At 50.9% G+C, this 13,959-nt stretch carries 18 protein-coding genes; 2 read left to right on the forward strand and 16 right to left on the reverse strand.

Going from position 1 to position 13,959, the window contains the following annotated elements:
* The 6 genes from KNP81_RS00600 to infC all read right to left on the reverse strand — a co-directional run bounded on the left by KNP81_RS00600 (nt 1) and on the right by infC (nt 3,094).
* Nucleotides 1-1,080: a M42 family metallopeptidase gene (locus tag KNP81_RS00600; RefSeq protein WP_214717491.1), complete on the reverse strand. Its 1,080-nt coding sequence runs from the start codon at nt 1,078-1,080 to the stop codon at nt 1-3.
* A 23-nt stretch (nt 1,081-1,103) separates the two neighbouring features.
* Complete coding sequence (locus KNP81_RS00605) at nt 1,104-1,586, reverse strand: dUTP diphosphatase (protein WP_029595195.1); 483 nt, start codon at nt 1,584-1,586, stop codon at nt 1,104-1,106.
* A gap of 23 nt (nt 1,587-1,609) precedes the next feature.
* Nucleotides 1,610-1,864 (reverse strand): hypothetical protein, encoded by a 255-nt coding sequence (locus KNP81_RS00610; protein WP_128122206.1) that lies wholly within the window; start codon nt 1,862-1,864, stop codon nt 1,610-1,612.
* Nucleotides 1,865-1,950: 86 nt separating this feature from the next.
* Nucleotides 1,951-2,310 (reverse strand): 50S ribosomal protein L20, encoded by a 360-nt coding sequence (gene rplT, locus KNP81_RS00615; RefSeq protein ID WP_021065642.1) that lies wholly within the window; start codon nt 2,308-2,310, stop codon nt 1,951-1,953.
* Nucleotides 2,311-2,338: 28 nt separating this feature from the next.
* The gene (gene rpmI, locus KNP81_RS00620) at nt 2,339-2,533 is read right to left on the reverse strand and encodes a 50S ribosomal protein L35 (RefSeq protein ID WP_021065641.1); all 195 of its coding nucleotides are present in this window, start codon (nt 2,531-2,533) and stop codon (nt 2,339-2,341) included.
* 30 nt (nt 2,534-2,563) lie between these two features.
* Nucleotides 2,564-3,094, reverse strand: a complete 531-nt coding sequence (gene infC / locus KNP81_RS00625; protein WP_021065640.1) for a translation initiation factor IF-3 — start codon at nt 3,092-3,094, stop codon at nt 2,564-2,566.
* 338 nt (nt 3,095-3,432) lie between these two features.
* On the opposite strand from infC, the gene KNP81_RS00630 reads away from it, so the two are divergent.
* Nucleotides 3,433-3,642, forward strand: a complete 210-nt coding sequence (locus KNP81_RS00630; protein WP_021065639.1) for a hypothetical protein — start codon at nt 3,433-3,435, stop codon at nt 3,640-3,642.
* Nucleotides 3,643-3,695: 53 nt separating this feature from the next.
* Here the strand turns inward: KNP81_RS00630 and KNP81_RS00635 are convergent, their stop codons facing one another.
* The 8 genes from KNP81_RS00635 to KNP81_RS00670 form a co-directional block, all read right to left on the reverse strand.
* Nucleotides 3,696-4,559: a DUF1002 domain-containing protein gene (locus KNP81_RS00635; protein ID WP_214718335.1), complete on the reverse strand. Its 864-nt coding sequence runs from the start codon at nt 4,557-4,559 to the stop codon at nt 3,696-3,698.
* 112 nt (nt 4,560-4,671) lie between these two features.
* Nucleotides 4,672-6,609: a threonine--tRNA ligase gene (gene thrS, locus KNP81_RS00640; protein WP_214717492.1), complete on the reverse strand. Its 1,938-nt coding sequence runs from the start codon at nt 6,607-6,609 to the stop codon at nt 4,672-4,674.
* A 312-nt stretch (nt 6,610-6,921) separates the two neighbouring features.
* Nucleotides 6,922-7,836 (reverse strand): primosomal protein DnaI, encoded by a 915-nt coding sequence (gene dnaI / locus KNP81_RS00645; protein ID WP_021065636.1) that lies wholly within the window; start codon nt 7,834-7,836, stop codon nt 6,922-6,924.
* A 5-nt stretch (nt 7,837-7,841) separates the two neighbouring features.
* Nucleotides 7,842-9,194, reverse strand: coding sequence for a DnaD domain protein (locus tag KNP81_RS00650; RefSeq protein WP_214717494.1), 1,353 nt, complete (start codon nt 9,192-9,194; stop codon nt 7,842-7,844).
* Between the two features lie 42 nt (nt 9,195-9,236).
* Nucleotides 9,237-9,704, reverse strand: a complete 468-nt coding sequence (gene nrdR / locus KNP81_RS00655; RefSeq protein WP_021065634.1) for a transcriptional regulator NrdR — start codon at nt 9,702-9,704, stop codon at nt 9,237-9,239.
* Nucleotides 9,705-9,716: 12 nt separating this feature from the next.
* A complete protein-coding gene (locus tag KNP81_RS00660) occupies nt 9,717-10,088 on the reverse strand; it encodes a hypothetical protein (protein WP_214717496.1) in 372 nt (123 codons plus the stop codon).
* 111 nt (nt 10,089-10,199) lie between these two features.
* Nucleotides 10,200-10,586 carry an adenosylmethionine decarboxylase gene (speD, locus tag KNP81_RS00665; RefSeq protein WP_029595188.1) on the reverse strand — a complete coding sequence of 129 codons (387 nt, stop codon included), beginning with the start codon at nt 10,584-10,586 and terminating at the stop codon, nt 10,200-10,202.
* Nucleotides 10,587-10,817: 231 nt separating this feature from the next.
* Nucleotides 10,818-11,849, reverse strand: a complete 1,032-nt coding sequence (locus KNP81_RS00670; RefSeq protein ID WP_214717498.1) for a glyceraldehyde-3-phosphate dehydrogenase — start codon at nt 11,847-11,849, stop codon at nt 10,818-10,820.
* 155 nt (nt 11,850-12,004) lie between these two features.
* Between KNP81_RS00670 and KNP81_RS00675 the strand changes: the two genes are divergently transcribed.
* A complete protein-coding gene (locus KNP81_RS00675; protein ID WP_214717500.1) occupies nt 12,005-12,487 on the forward strand; it encodes a site-2 protease family protein in 483 nt (160 codons plus the stop codon).
* A 17-nt stretch (nt 12,488-12,504) separates the two neighbouring features.
* Here the strand turns inward: KNP81_RS00675 and coaE are convergent, their stop codons facing one another.
* Entirely contained in the window at nt 12,505-13,110 is a 606-nt protein-coding gene (gene coaE, locus KNP81_RS00680; RefSeq protein ID WP_214717502.1) for a dephospho-CoA kinase, read from the reverse strand.
* A gap of 12 nt (nt 13,111-13,122) precedes the next feature.
* Nucleotides 13,123-13,947, reverse strand: coding sequence for a DNA-formamidopyrimidine glycosylase (gene mutM / locus KNP81_RS00685; protein ID WP_214717504.1), 825 nt, complete (start codon nt 13,945-13,947; stop codon nt 13,123-13,125).
* Nucleotides 13,948-13,959: the final 12 nt, after the last annotated feature.

Raw genomic sequence — 13,959 nt, forward strand, 5'->3', positions numbered from 1 at the left:
TTATCCCTCTTTCAACCATTGAACCGTTTCGTGGTCGAGTCGTTTCGTGAGCGCTACGACCAAATCGACGGCTGCTTCATAATCTGCTTTGTGAATGATTGAGACATTCGTATGCAAATAACGGACCGGTACCGTGAGAGCGACGGCCGGCATCCCGACACCTGCCAAATGGAAGCGGCCAGCGTCCGTTCCACCGCCCGGCGTCAAATCCAATTGGTACTTGATGTCGTTCTCTTTCGCCACTTCGACGATCAAATCGATGAGGCGCGGGTTCGTGATGGTCGTCGCATCGAAGAAGATGACTTGAACGCCTTCCCCGAGTTTCGACAATCCTTCAGCCGGTGTCATCCCTGGTGTATCTCCTGGAATTCCCGTATCGACGGCGATGGCGACGTCCGGTTTGACCAGGTTGGCAGCCGTGACGGCACCGCGTAACCCGACTTCTTCTTGGACCGTCGCTCCTGTAAAGACGACACCCGGAACTTCGTCGTCTTTCAATCGTTTCGCCGCCTCGATGGCGATGGCACAACCGATTCGGTTATCCCACGCTTTGGCCATCAAGAAGTCTTCATTTTTCATGACCGTGAACTCACAGTGCGGGACGACCGTATCGCCCGGGCGAATGCCCCACTCCGCGATTTGATCTTTCGACGTCGCACCGATATCGAGGAACATGTCTTTAATCTCGACAGGTTTCTTGCGCGCCTCGAGCGGAAGCACGTGCGGCGGTTTCGCACCGATGACTCCAGGGATTTTTTCGCCCGAGCGTGTGACGACGTCCATGCGTTGCGCGAGCAATACTTGGTTCCACCAGCCACCGAGCGCTTGGAAACGTAAGAAGCCACCTTCTTCGATTCGTGTCACCATGAAGCCGACTTCATCCATATGGCCGGCAATCATGACACGTGGGCCGTCTGCCTTGCCCGTCACCCGTCCAAACAGACTGCCTAGTCCGTCTTGTTCGAACGCTTCCACGTGAGGCTCCAAGTATTCGCGCATCAATGAGCGGACTTCTCCTTCATTTCCCGGGACACCGGTGGCATCCGTCAAGCGTTTCAGCATATGTAATGATTCGTTCATGGGACATCGCTCCTTCGTTTCGATTAGTAACCTTGATTTTGTCGCTCATGGTTCTTTTCATTTTTTGCCATATACGCCATCACCATCAACTCTTCGTTGATGCCGAGCGTATAGCCAAGTTCGAGATAAGCCGCCATCAGCGTCTCGTACATCGGTTCCGTCTTCGACAAACCAAAGTTCGTCACTTTGCGGAACACGTCTAAAAAAGCGTCAGTCGCATCAAGATACGAGCTACCTGCTGGGAACGAATCGCGTTCATACCCGAGGGCAAGACCGAGCGACAATAAGAAATGAATGCCGTCGACATACTCTTCTAAGATCACGTCTTGAGGCGACGGGCCCTTCGTTGACCAAAATTTAAAACTACGGGTCTCATTGGCGAGTTCACCAAGTTCGACGAGCAAAGCGAGCAGCCGCTCATCAAATTGGTTCCCGGATAGTTGATGTTCTTCTTTGATCCGCTCATCTAATTCACGCTGCCGATCAAATAATGTTGTCCAGTTCACCGGTTGCTCCTCCTATTCTGCATTCAAAGCAGTACTAAAATCATTAAAGACCAGCCGACTGCCAAAATCAATACTTGTATTTGAACGCTTTTTGGGGCATGAACCGCCTTTTTCCGCGTCAAATGAAGTCCGAACAGAGCACCGATCGCACCGCCGGCATAAGCATATAAGACGTTGAAATCACCTTCGCCGAGCGTGTAACGTTTCGCCTGCACGTATGTATAGACGTTCAAGACGATGAGTGCCAACGCGACGATGGCCAAGACAGATGGATTCATAGTCCGCCCTCCTTATCTTAAGTTTAAGGAATTAATCAGAAAAAAGAAAGCGCCGAGATAAGGTCTCGGCGCTGTCGATTGAACGATTACGCGTTCAATTTTGATTTAGCTGTATCAGCAAGTGACGCGAATGCCTGTGCATCTGTCACAGCAAGCTCAGCAAGCATCTTACGGTTGATGTCGATTCCTGCAAGCTTGAGGCCGTGCATCATACGGCTGTATGAAAGACCGTTTGTACGTGCTGCCGCATTGATACGTGTAATCCAAAGACGACGGAAATCACGTTTCTTCTGACGACGGTCACGGTAAGCGTACATGAGTGACTTCATGACTTGTTGTTTTGCTACTTTAAATAGAATGTGTTTCGAGCCAAAATAACCTTTGGCAAGCTTGATTTGCTTTTTACGACGTTGACGAGTCGTATAACCGCCTTTTACGCGTGGCATATGGTTTCCCTCCTAAATTCTTTCTGTATTACTTCGCGATCATGTTGCGAATGCGTTTGAAGTCTCCAGCTGAGACGATAGCACCTTTACGGAGCTTACGTTTCGCTTTAGTCGATTTGTTACCAAACAAGTGACTTGTGTAAGCGTGTGAACGCTTGAGTTTACCTGATGCAGTACGTTTGAAACGTTTAGAAGCACCACGGTGCGATTTCATTTTCGGCATGAGTATTTCCTCCCCACTATGACTCGATGATTAATCTTCTTTCTTCGGAGCCAGCACTAAGAACATGCTGCGTCCTTCCATCTTCGGCTTTTGCTCAACTGTTGCCAAGTCGGCACATTCCGCCGCCAATTTTTCCATGACGCGTCGGCCGATTTCCGAGTGTGTGATGGCGCGTCCGCGGAAACGGATCGACGCTTTCACTTTGTTACCATTTTCAAGGAATTTGCGAGCGTTACGCAATTTCGTTTGGAAATCGTTTTCCTCGATTGTCGGGCTGAGGCGCACTTCTTTCAATTGGATGACCTTTTGGTTTTTACGCGCTTCTTTCTCCTTTTTCTGGAGTTCGAAACGGTATTTCCCATAGTCCATGATTTTAGCGACCGGTGGGTTAGCTTTGTCGGCGACCAAGACGAGATCGAGTTCAGCCTCTTCTGCTAAACGTAATGCTTCATTACGCGATTGCACACCGAGTTGTGCACCGTCCGCTCCAATTAAGCGAACTTCACGGGCACGAATGTTTTCGTTGATAAAGAGCTCTTTGCTAATGGTTAGCACCTCCATCGTGCGGTTGCACGAGTTTTAGATTGATAAGACAACATGGCAATAAAAAAAGCGTCGGCAGTTTCCCGCCCACACATCATTTCGGATACAGCAGAGACCAAGGCTCGACTGCTTCACGTACATGATGGACCTGACCGAATCTGTTCGGACGAGGTGAGAAGCGGGCGCTTCTGCTTTGTTGTATTTAATCACTATGTCATCTTAACACCAATAGGATTAAGATGTCAAGAATTCGCGCATGAATAATTGGTAGCTCACACTTTTATGATGATAACAGTCATTTCGCTGTTTCGCAATACCTTTTCCAAGGGAATAAAATAAAAAAGGAGGGATGGACCGTGTCTTGGAGAAAGCAAGTGAAAGACGACCATGATTATCATGACCAAATCAAACACATCGTACAAGAGACGATGCGCCATCATGAGGTGAGTGATGCCAAGCTCGAAGCGATTTTGACGGACTTATTAGAAGAAATGAACCGAATCACATTGAAGATTGTCGACGACCATGAGTCCGCTCGCGACTATATCCATAAACGATGGTATTGAAAAAAGGGCGCTCGCCCTTTTTTCAATACCATTTGTCACGTGGTCAATGTAAATCAATTCGTCAACGACTTGAAGAAGTTGCTGAGTGCATCGAACAAGCGGGCGAAGAAACCTTGGACTTCCTCGGTCTCGAGGAACGCCTGGACGTCTTGTCCGGCACCTTGCAGCCCGTTGCTGATTGCGCCCCAGTCCAGGTTCGCTTGTTGCATGTTTTCGAACAGCGTCGTCAATTGCGTTAACTGCGTATCAGACAATTGGACATTGTTTTGATTCAACACTTGGATGACGATATCGCGAATCTCAATGTTCGTCTCCGGTGCCTTGTTCGCAATCTCAGCTTTGATCTCGTTCATGAGACCGGCCACATCCTCTTGACCGACTGTCTTCCCGATTTCAGACGTGACAGCCAGTTCTTCCTGCGCCAAGTCTTTCCGCTCTTCGGACAATTGGATTCCTGTCTCTTCCGCTGTCTGATCGTACGCTTTCATGATGCCCGTCAAGGCCGACGTCCCGGTGACACGAATCGGAGATGTGATGTAAATGTCGGCATCGGTGACACCAGCGGTCACGAGTGCGTTCGCATACATATCTTCGGTGACCCACGTCACGTTCTCCGTTTTGATATCGAGTCCAGTCCCGTCAGTCAGTTTGATACGGGCTGATGAATACATACCTCCGCCGCGCTGTGCTTGTGGGACGGCATCCCCTAAGTACTTATCTTCATCGGCCGCGGTCGTGATGATCGGTTCAATCCCAGCCGGTGCCTCAACTCGTTCGAGCACCCAATCCCGTTGGCTGGCTGATAATGATTCACCGAGTGTAACAATCGTGTCATCGACGATGGCTTCTGCGTTTACTTTTGGAATCATGCTTGTCGCGACGACCGAACCGATCGTCAACGCCACTAATGGTTTCATATAATTCAAAATGAATCACTCCTTTCTTCTACCTTACGTTTCCATCACTCGTTCCGCATCCGTCTTGAGACCGAAAAAACGACCACCCTTCCGGCGAAGGATGGTCGACCGATTAACGTGAACGGTTCGCGATTTCTTCTGTGAGGGATGCCAAGAACGCATCGAGTGTGGCCGATACTTGTTCTTGCTGTCCGTAGCGGCGGATGTTGACCGCACGCTCATCGCGCTCTTTATCACCGAGGACGAGTGTCATCGGAATCTTCTTCATCTGTGCTTCTCGGATCTTATAGCCGAGCTTCTCGTCACGGAGGTCCGTTTCGACACGGACACCGCGCTTGACGAGCTCTGCCTTCACTTCTGCGACATATTCGTCGTGAACGTGCGAAACAGGAATCAATTTGACTTGAACCGGGGCGAGCCATGTCGGGAACGCTCCTTTATACTCTTCGATCAAGTAAGCGACAAAACGCTCCATCGTCGAGACGACACCACGGTGAAGGACGATCGGGCGATGGTCTTTGCCGTCTGGTCCTGTGTACGTCAAGTCGAATCGCTCAGGGAGCAAGAAGTCGAGTTGGACCGTCGACAACGTCTCCTCTTTGCCGAGCGCCGTCCGGACTTGGACGTCAAGCTTCGGTCCGTAGAACGCCGCTTCGCCTTCCGCTTCGAAATACGGGAGACCGAGCTCATCCATCGTCTCTTTCAATTGACGTTGGGCTGTTTCCCAAATCGCATCGTTGTCGAAGTACTTCTCTTTATCGGCCGGGTCACGGTACGACAAGCGGAAGCGATAATCCTTGATGCCAAAGTCGGCATACACTTCTTGAATCAAATGGACGATATCTTTGAACTCTTGCTTCATCTGCTCAGGTGTGACGAACGTATGCCCGTCGTTTAACACCATGTAACGGACGCGTTGGAGGCCTGTGAGCGCCCCTGACATCTCGTAACGGTGCATACCGCCGAGCTCGGCGATGCGAAGCGGGAGTTCGCGGTATGAGCGCGGCTCATGTTTATAGATCGTCATGTGGTGCGGACAGTTCATCGGACGAAGGACGAGTTCTTCGTTGTCCATCTCCATTTTCGGGAACATATCGTCTTGATAGTGATCCCAGTGACCCGATGTCTTATACAGGTCGACCGAACCGAGGACCGGTGTGTAGACGTGCTGATACCCGAGCTCGAGCTCTTTGTCGACGATATAACGTTCGACCGTACGACGAATCGAGGCACCTTTCGGGAGCCACATCGGCAAACCTTGGCCGACTTCTTGCGACACGAAGAAGAGATCGAGTTCTTTCCCGAGCTTGCGGTGATCGCGCTCTTTCGCTTCCTCTAGCAGACGCAAGTGTTCCGCGAGTTGCTCTTTCGTCGCGAATGCCGTTCCATAAATCCGTTGGAGCATTTTGTTATCCGAGTCGCCGCGCCAGTATGCGCCAGCCACACTCATCAACTTGAACACTTTCAATTTCGATGTCGACGGGACGTGCGGTCCGCGGCACAAGTCGAAGAATTCGCCTTGATGGTAAATCGTAAGCGTCTCGCTCGCCGGGATATCTTCAATCAATTCGATTTTGAGCGGGTCTCCGAGCTGTTTATAGCGCTCGAGCGCTTCGTCGCGCGAGACGACTTCGCGAGTGATGTCCAAGTTCTCATCGACGATTCGTTTCATCATCTTCTCGATTTCTGGAAGGTCTTCCTCGTTGATGCGGCGGTCCATCTCGATATCATAATAGAACCCGTTCTCGATTGTTGGTCCGATGCCGAGGTAGATGCTACCTTCTTCGCCGTACAACCGTTTGATGGCTTGGGCCATCAAGTGGGCTGACGAGTGGCGCATCAAATCGATGCCGTCTTCTGAGTCAGGCATGACGAGCTCGATTTTGCCGTCCTGTTCAATCGGACGACGGTAATCGATCATCTCACCGTCGATTTTTGCCGCGATTGCTTTTTTACGAAGCCCTGGACTGATTGAACCTGCTACTTCTTCTGCTGTGATTCCGGCCTCAAACTCTTTGACGGCCCCATCTGGAAATGTCAATTGAATCATGTGTCAACTTCCCCTCTCTACATTTAAAAATAAATAAAAAAAGCCCATCCCTATGAAAGGGACGAGCTTTGATTCTCGTGGTACCACCCTCGTTCCCAAGCAATCCGCTTGGCTCGAACACACGATAACGAGTGTGAATCGCCGCACGATTGACCCGTACGGTGCTCGGAGGGAGTAAGGCGATCGGCGTGTTTAGGAAGCTCTCACCAGCCTTCCCTCGCTTTGAAACCCGTTACGACGTCTCATGTCCTCTTCAATGCATCGGTTATATGCTTATTAGTATAGTCAACTCGTTCCAGAAATACAATCCCTTTACCGCCGTCGATTCTCACCTTTTAACTCAATTTGCGTCGTCGTCGTCGAGATGCGCTGCATAAGCCGCTGCGCCTTCATTTTGTTCTGTGGCGAACCGTCGATTGAGAAGTGGGTCTCGAGCTCTTCTCCGCTAAAGTTCGAGCTGTAAAGCGTCGGCAAGCGATGCATCATGCGATACTGCAAGATGATCCCGAACAGTTCATCCCGTACCCACGGACTGATTGCCTCGGCCCCGATGTCATCAATCAATAGCACCGGCACGTGTTGGAATGACGTCAAAAACGAATCGAACGAGTCGGTCCGGATTTTCCGTTTTGCTTCCGAGACGAATCCCGGGGCGTGGACAAGGATCGTCTCGATGTCCGCCACTTTCAGCTCATTAGCAATCGCCGCGAGCAAGTACGTCTTCCCGACGCCGAAGCTACCGTGAAGGTATAAACCGTTCACTTTTTGGCGGGTCTTCATGCCTGAGACGAACCGCATCGATTCACGGAGTGCGATTTTACGGGCGTCATCGGACCAGTCGAACGATTCAAAGCTCGCCTCTCGCACTTCCTCCGGCAAGAATAGACTCTTGAACTTCCGGTCCATCTCTTTTTGGCGCCGTGCTTGACGATGCTTCACCGTCTCTTCATAACGGATTGCGATTTGACCGAGGTCGACATAGAGCACCGGCTGATGGCCCGGGATGACGGCTTGCTCCTCGACGAGCTTCTTACCGTCCATCTGTTCCGCATATTCACTGAGCTTCGTAAAGCCGACTTCGACCGCCGTCTCGTCTAACTCCGGATGCGCCTTTAAAAAAGCGACGACTTCTGGATGTTCGAGGGTGCGCCGGCGAATCGATTCGTACGCTTCCCGCACTTCTTTCCGGTTCATCATTTGGGCGAGCGTTTGATTGATGCGTTCCATGTCCCTCATCCTTTCTCTTTCAATTCATTCAACAGCTTAACGAGTTCCGCGTCGTCTGGGACCGATGCCTCGAGCTCTTGTTTTCGTTTTTGATCGTACGTCCGTTGCTCTTTCGCCTCGTCTTCGAGCCATTTTGGCATCTCGGTCTTGTCTTTGCGTCTCGAGCCGACGGTCGTCCGCTGTTGCACATTCTCCCGTTTCTGCTGTTTCTTCTCGATGAGCGCATCTTGTGTTGCTTCTTGTTCCAACGCGTCTTTGGCGTTTAAATAGCCCGCCGTCTTCCAACTCGTCGCAATCCGCATGACATAGTTCTCACTGAGCCGCGTCTGCTTCTTCACTTCGATACAGTAATAGAACAATGCATTGATGACACTTGGTGCGAGCCCGAGCGTATCGACGAGATCGATAATGAGTTGCTCATCACTCTTCGACAGTTGTGGCGTCTTCCGTAACGTCGACACGTATTGATGGGGATGCGCTTCTTCCATGACCGTCACGTCATGCAAATCACCGATTTCTGCTTTTACCGTCTCGTCCAACTTCACTTTCCGATGTCGCGTTTGTTTCTTCTTCAACTGCAACACCATTTGGCGGCAGCCGTCGCGTTTCTCTTGCTCGCTGAGTGGTAGATACGCCTCGTGGACGAAATACTCCTTCAACATCTCGGCCATCGTCTCTTCATCGATTTGTGAGACGTAGGCAAGCTTCGTGATCGTCTCATCGAGCTTCTTCGTGAAAAAGCCGACGGGGAAGTTCGTCAGTTTTTTGACGATTTCCATATCGAACGTATAGTTGATCTCGATTTTGGCGCGGTCGGGTTTCTCGTAGTTCTTTTGGGTGAACGCCATGTGATTGACACCTTTGACGTCGAACACTTCATTAAAGTCTTTCGTCACCTCGATAATCCCGGCCGGCAATGGATCGATCGTGAATCGTCCTTGCAACTGTTTGAAGCGAACTTCCCCGACTTTATAGAAAAGAAAACTCGACAACAGTCCGTCGTTCAAGAACGTATGGGGTGCGAGCGGGACACGCAATTGATATACGTACTGAGTCAAACGCTCGTCTTTCGTCTTATACGTCCGGACGAGACCAATCGCCTCGAGCCGAAACAGACAGTCCGTCAGCTCGTTAATCGAGTAATCTAGCATTTCACAGAGCGCGCTGTGCGACATATAATTCGATTTCATCTTCCCGGGCTTCAGCTCGCTCCAAAGCGTCTGATACATCGCAAGTGCCTTCACACCGATGACCGGCTGATATAAGTGGTACAACGACTGATACGACTCGCGATCGATGAGCCCAGTGCTCATAATCAACAGTTCGTCAGTCCCGTACAAGATTCGTTCTTTTTCCATGATAGGTCTCCCCTGAAAAAAGGCGACCAGCAGGCCGCCCCTCTAGTTGGTCGATTTTTCTTGCTTCATTAAATCTTCAAGTTCTTTAAAGAACACAGAGATATCTTTGAACTGGCGATAGACGGACGCGAAGCGGACGTAGGCAACTTCATCGACACGTGCCAATTCATTCATCACGAGCTCACCGACTTGCTCACTCGGAATCTCGGACTGACCGAGCGCGCGTAACTGTTGTTCGACTTTCGTGACCACGCCTTCGAGTTGCTCTAGCGTGACCGGTCGTTTTTCGCACGCCCGAATAATCCCGCGAAGTACTTTCTCCCGGCTGAACTCTTCCCGATTCCCGTCTTTTTTAACGATGATGAGCGGGGTCTGTTCGACCGTTTCAAACGTGGTGAAGCGATAGCCGCACTCCTCGCATTCGCGACGGCGACGAATCGAATAGAAATCTTGTACTGGTCGGGAGTCGAGCACTCTCGTTCCATTATGATCGCATTTAGGACAACGCATGCTCAGCCCTCCTTATCGTTCAACAGATTGATTCCCGATGGCGCGGAGCGGGAACTTCACTTGTAGCGCCTCATAGTATGCGGTGACGATTTGACCAAGGTCCGGTCCGAGCATCTGGTCACGGTTCAACGTGAAGTCGACAGCCGTGCGTCCGCCATCCACTTGAATGACTGTCGCCAGTGCATCCCAGCCGTCACCGTAAAACGCCACTTCGCCCCGGTCTGCATCGACCCGGCGAACCGTTTGTCCTTGTGCTTCAATCCGTTCGCGGAGCCATGTGAGCACGGCGGTCGGCGATGCTGCTACGTAACGTGTGCGTAGCGCCTCATTTTTATGCAAATCGTCCGTCTGGACATGTGTTTGAAACTTATCCAATAATCCCATTATCCACCTCGACACCTTATTTATATAGGTTAAGCATATCAAAATTAAGCGGTTAACAAAACAATTAAAAGGGCTGACCGAAATTCGGCCAGCCTCAAAAGGTCAATCTGATTATTTGCTGATTGCAACTTGTGCTTCCGGAACACGAATCGGCCCCATTCCGCGATCAAGTTTAACGTCCTCACGAACTTTTGCTTCCAAGCCTTCCGCGATGTACTGCGAAGCTGTGGCCGGATCGATTCGGTCCCCACATGTGAACACATCGACTGATGCGTAGCCATGCTCTGGGAAACTGTGAATCGTTAAGTGTGATTCTGAGATGATAACGACTCCACTTACACCGTGTGGCGCAAATTTGTGGAAAGCGACTTCGCGGACTTCAGCGCCCGAACGAAGTGCTGCATCGACGAACAAGCGCTCGATGTAGTCAATATCGTTCAATTTGTCGGGATTGCACTCCCAAAGTTCTGTAATAATGTGACGTCCCATAGTATCCATATTAGTGGATCCCCCTTTACATCAATGGTCTCAAAGTAGTTGATGATCACTCACTTTGTGCCTGAATCGCCCACAACCACGGGGGCAAGTTAGTCCAAAGAGGTCCTAACCCTTTAAGTTGCGTTTGTCAGACCAATTGAAGTTCACGAGTTAGAGTGTATCGCGTTTGGGACGTCGATACAAGACATTTGTTTCAATTCCTTAAAAATATTTTTGTGTAAATATATTTCTTCAGACGTGGGTTTCTTGTTGCCCGATTTGCAAGTAGCTCGCGACCATATCCAACAGGTCGACGACACGGCACGAATAACCCCATTCGTTATCGTACCAGGCGAGGACTTTGACGTGATTGCCCCCGAGCACCATCGTCGAATCGGCATCGATAATCGACGAACGCTCATCCCCGTTGAAGTCGATTGAGACGAGTGGTTCGTTCGAGACACCAAGGATGCCCGTCATCTCTCCGTGAGCGGCACGCTCGAACGCCTCATTCACTTCATCGACCGTCACGTCCCGTCGTAACTCGACGACGAGGTCGACGAGTGAGACGTTCGGTGTCGGGACGCGAAGCGCCATCCCGTTCAATTTCCCTTGCAGTTCAGGCAAGACGAGTCCGATGGCTTTGGCAGCCCCGGTCGAAGTCGGTATAATGGAATTACCACAAGCACGGGCGCGCCGTAAGTCTTTATGTGGATTATCGATATTGTTTTGATCATTCGTATAGGCGTGCACGGTCGTGACGAGCCCCGTCTCGATGCCGAACGTCGAGTCCAATACTTTCACGACCGGGCCGAGACAGTTCGTCGTGCACGAAGCGTTCGAGATAATGTGATCGTGCTCCGGTAAATAATCACGATCGTTCACCCCCATGACAATCGTCCGCAGCTCACCTTTCCCTGGCGCCGTCAAAATGACTTTTTTCGCACCGGCCGTCAAATGTTTTGCTGCCCCGACGTCTGAATTGAATTTCCCCGTCGCCTCGATGACGATTTCGACGCCGAGCTCGTTCCACGGCAACCGCTCCGGATCACGCTCGGAGACGAGCATGATGCGTTTCCCATCGACTTCAAGCGCATCCCCATGCGCCCTCACCGTGAGTGTGAACGGTCCGTGGACCGTGTCGTGCTTAATCAGATGGGCGAGCGTCTCCGCCGGATAGCTCGCATTGATGGCGACCACGTCGTGACGCCCTTCAAGCATCAATTTCCGGAACACCATTCTTCCGATTCGACCAAATCCATTGATTGCAACTTTCGTCCCCATGTAAAGTCCCCCTTTTTTCTGCGTTACGACACCATTATAACGGAAAAATGGAAGCGTTTTCACTATGAATCGTCACATTTCTTTCACTTTTTTACAGTTTCAGATTTGAAAAAGAGGGAAATTTGGTGTAGAGCTTGGAAAGGAGCTAGGACAGCATGTTCGATTGGACCGATTTAGACAAATTTATCATCTCGTTTTTCATCATTTTGCCGATTGTGACGATTATCCATCAATTCGGCCACTTCTTCTTCGCGAAACTATTTGGGGGTTCGCTCGATATGGAGATTGGGACCGGTAAAAAATTATTCAAAGTCGGACGGCTGCAGTTCAACCGCGTCTATTTCTATGACGCGTGGTGTCAATTCAGCGACTTGAAGTATAGCAACCGCTTGACCCGCAGTCTCGTCTACGCTGGCGGTTCGATTTTTAACTTATCGAGCATCTTGCTCGTGAACGCCTTCATCTTGATGCGAGAGATTGAACCGACGCTCTATACGTATCAATTCGCGTATTTCTCGTTTTATTACGTCTTCTTCTCGCTCTATCCGATTTATTATTCGAACGGTCACCCAAGTGACGGCCGAGCCATCTTCGATACGTGGAAGAAAGGCCGACCGGACTCAGACCCGTTGAACTGAACAAAAAAAGAAGGCGCTCAGCCGCCTTCTTTTTTCATGTCTTCGAATTGTTCGACGAGGCGGGCCACTTGGGCCGACAAATCGCCTAAAGCACCGTTATTGTTGATTAAAAAATCAGCTTGTTGCTTCTTCTCTTCAATCGGCATTTGGGCATGGATGCGCGCGAACGCTTCCGCTTTCGTCAAGCCGTTCCGCTCCATGAGACGCATCAACTGAATCTCTTCGCGGCAATAGACGACGACCGTATAGTCGACGAGGTCGCGCATCGTCCCTTCGAACAAGAGCGGGATGTCGAAGATGACGACGGTCTCCCCAGCCGCCTCGTAGCCACGCATCTCTTCGAGCATCTCCTCACGAATCGCCGGATGCATGAGTTGATTCAGCAACTGGCGTTTGGCGTCATCATGAAAAATCTCACGCCCGAGCGCTTGACGGTTCAACGTGTCACCGGAGAAACATTGTGGGAACGCCTCACGAACGGCCGCGAACGCCTTACCTCCCGGCTCGATGACGATTCGCGCCATCTTGTCGGCATCGATAATCGGGATGCCTTGCTTTCGAAACAGGCGGGATACGGTCGACTTCCCTGTCGCAATTCCACCTGTCAAACCAATCTTCAACATCGTGTCCACCTCTTACTGTTGGCAGTGCGGACAGTAGTGCGTGCCCCGTCCGCCCAATTTCATCTTTTCAATCGGTCGACCGCAACGTTTACACGGCTCACCGGTCTGACCATACACGTAGAGCGTCTCTTGATACGTCCCGCTCGCACCGTCGGGATTCGTATAACTTCGAATCGTGCTCCCGCCGCGCTCAATCGCTTCCGTCAACACCGCCACAGCCTCTTGGTGCACTAAACGTACCTCGTCTAGCGAGAGCGAGGCGGCCGGCCGGGTCGGATGGACACCGGCCCGGAACAACGTCTCATCGACATAAATATTACCGAGGCCGACGAAAATCGACTGGTCGAGGAGTGCGGTCTTGATGGCCCGGACGTTCATCCGCTTCAATCGGGTGTGGAGCGTCTCCGCCGTCACTTCCGGATCGAACGGTTCAAGCGCGAGCAACGACAACGGCGGTGTCACATACAAGTCGTCATTCGTCTTCAGTTCCATCGTGCCGAACTTTCTGACGTCGTTGTAATGGAGCGTCGTCCCGTCCGTGAACGTGAAGACGACGTGCGTATGTTTGACCGGATTGACCATTTCGTCATGCGGAAAGAATTTCCCTTCCATGCGGAGATGCGAAACGAGATATCCGTTCGTCAATTTGAACAAAATAAATTTCCCGCGCCGTTCGACGTCTTGAATCGTCTCACCGAGCAACTGTTGAACCCAAATCTCCGGTTCGTGTCCCCGAATGATTTTCGCGTCGAGCACCTCGACATTTGCAATCGTTTTTCCGGAGACGAACGGTCGCAATCGGCGACAGACCGTCTCCACTTCTGGTAATTCAGGCATATTGATTTCCTT

Source organism: Exiguobacterium sp. s149, assembly GCF_018618395.1.
Lineage (GTDB): Bacteria > Bacillota > Bacilli > Exiguobacteriales > Exiguobacteriaceae > Exiguobacterium > Exiguobacterium chiriqhucha.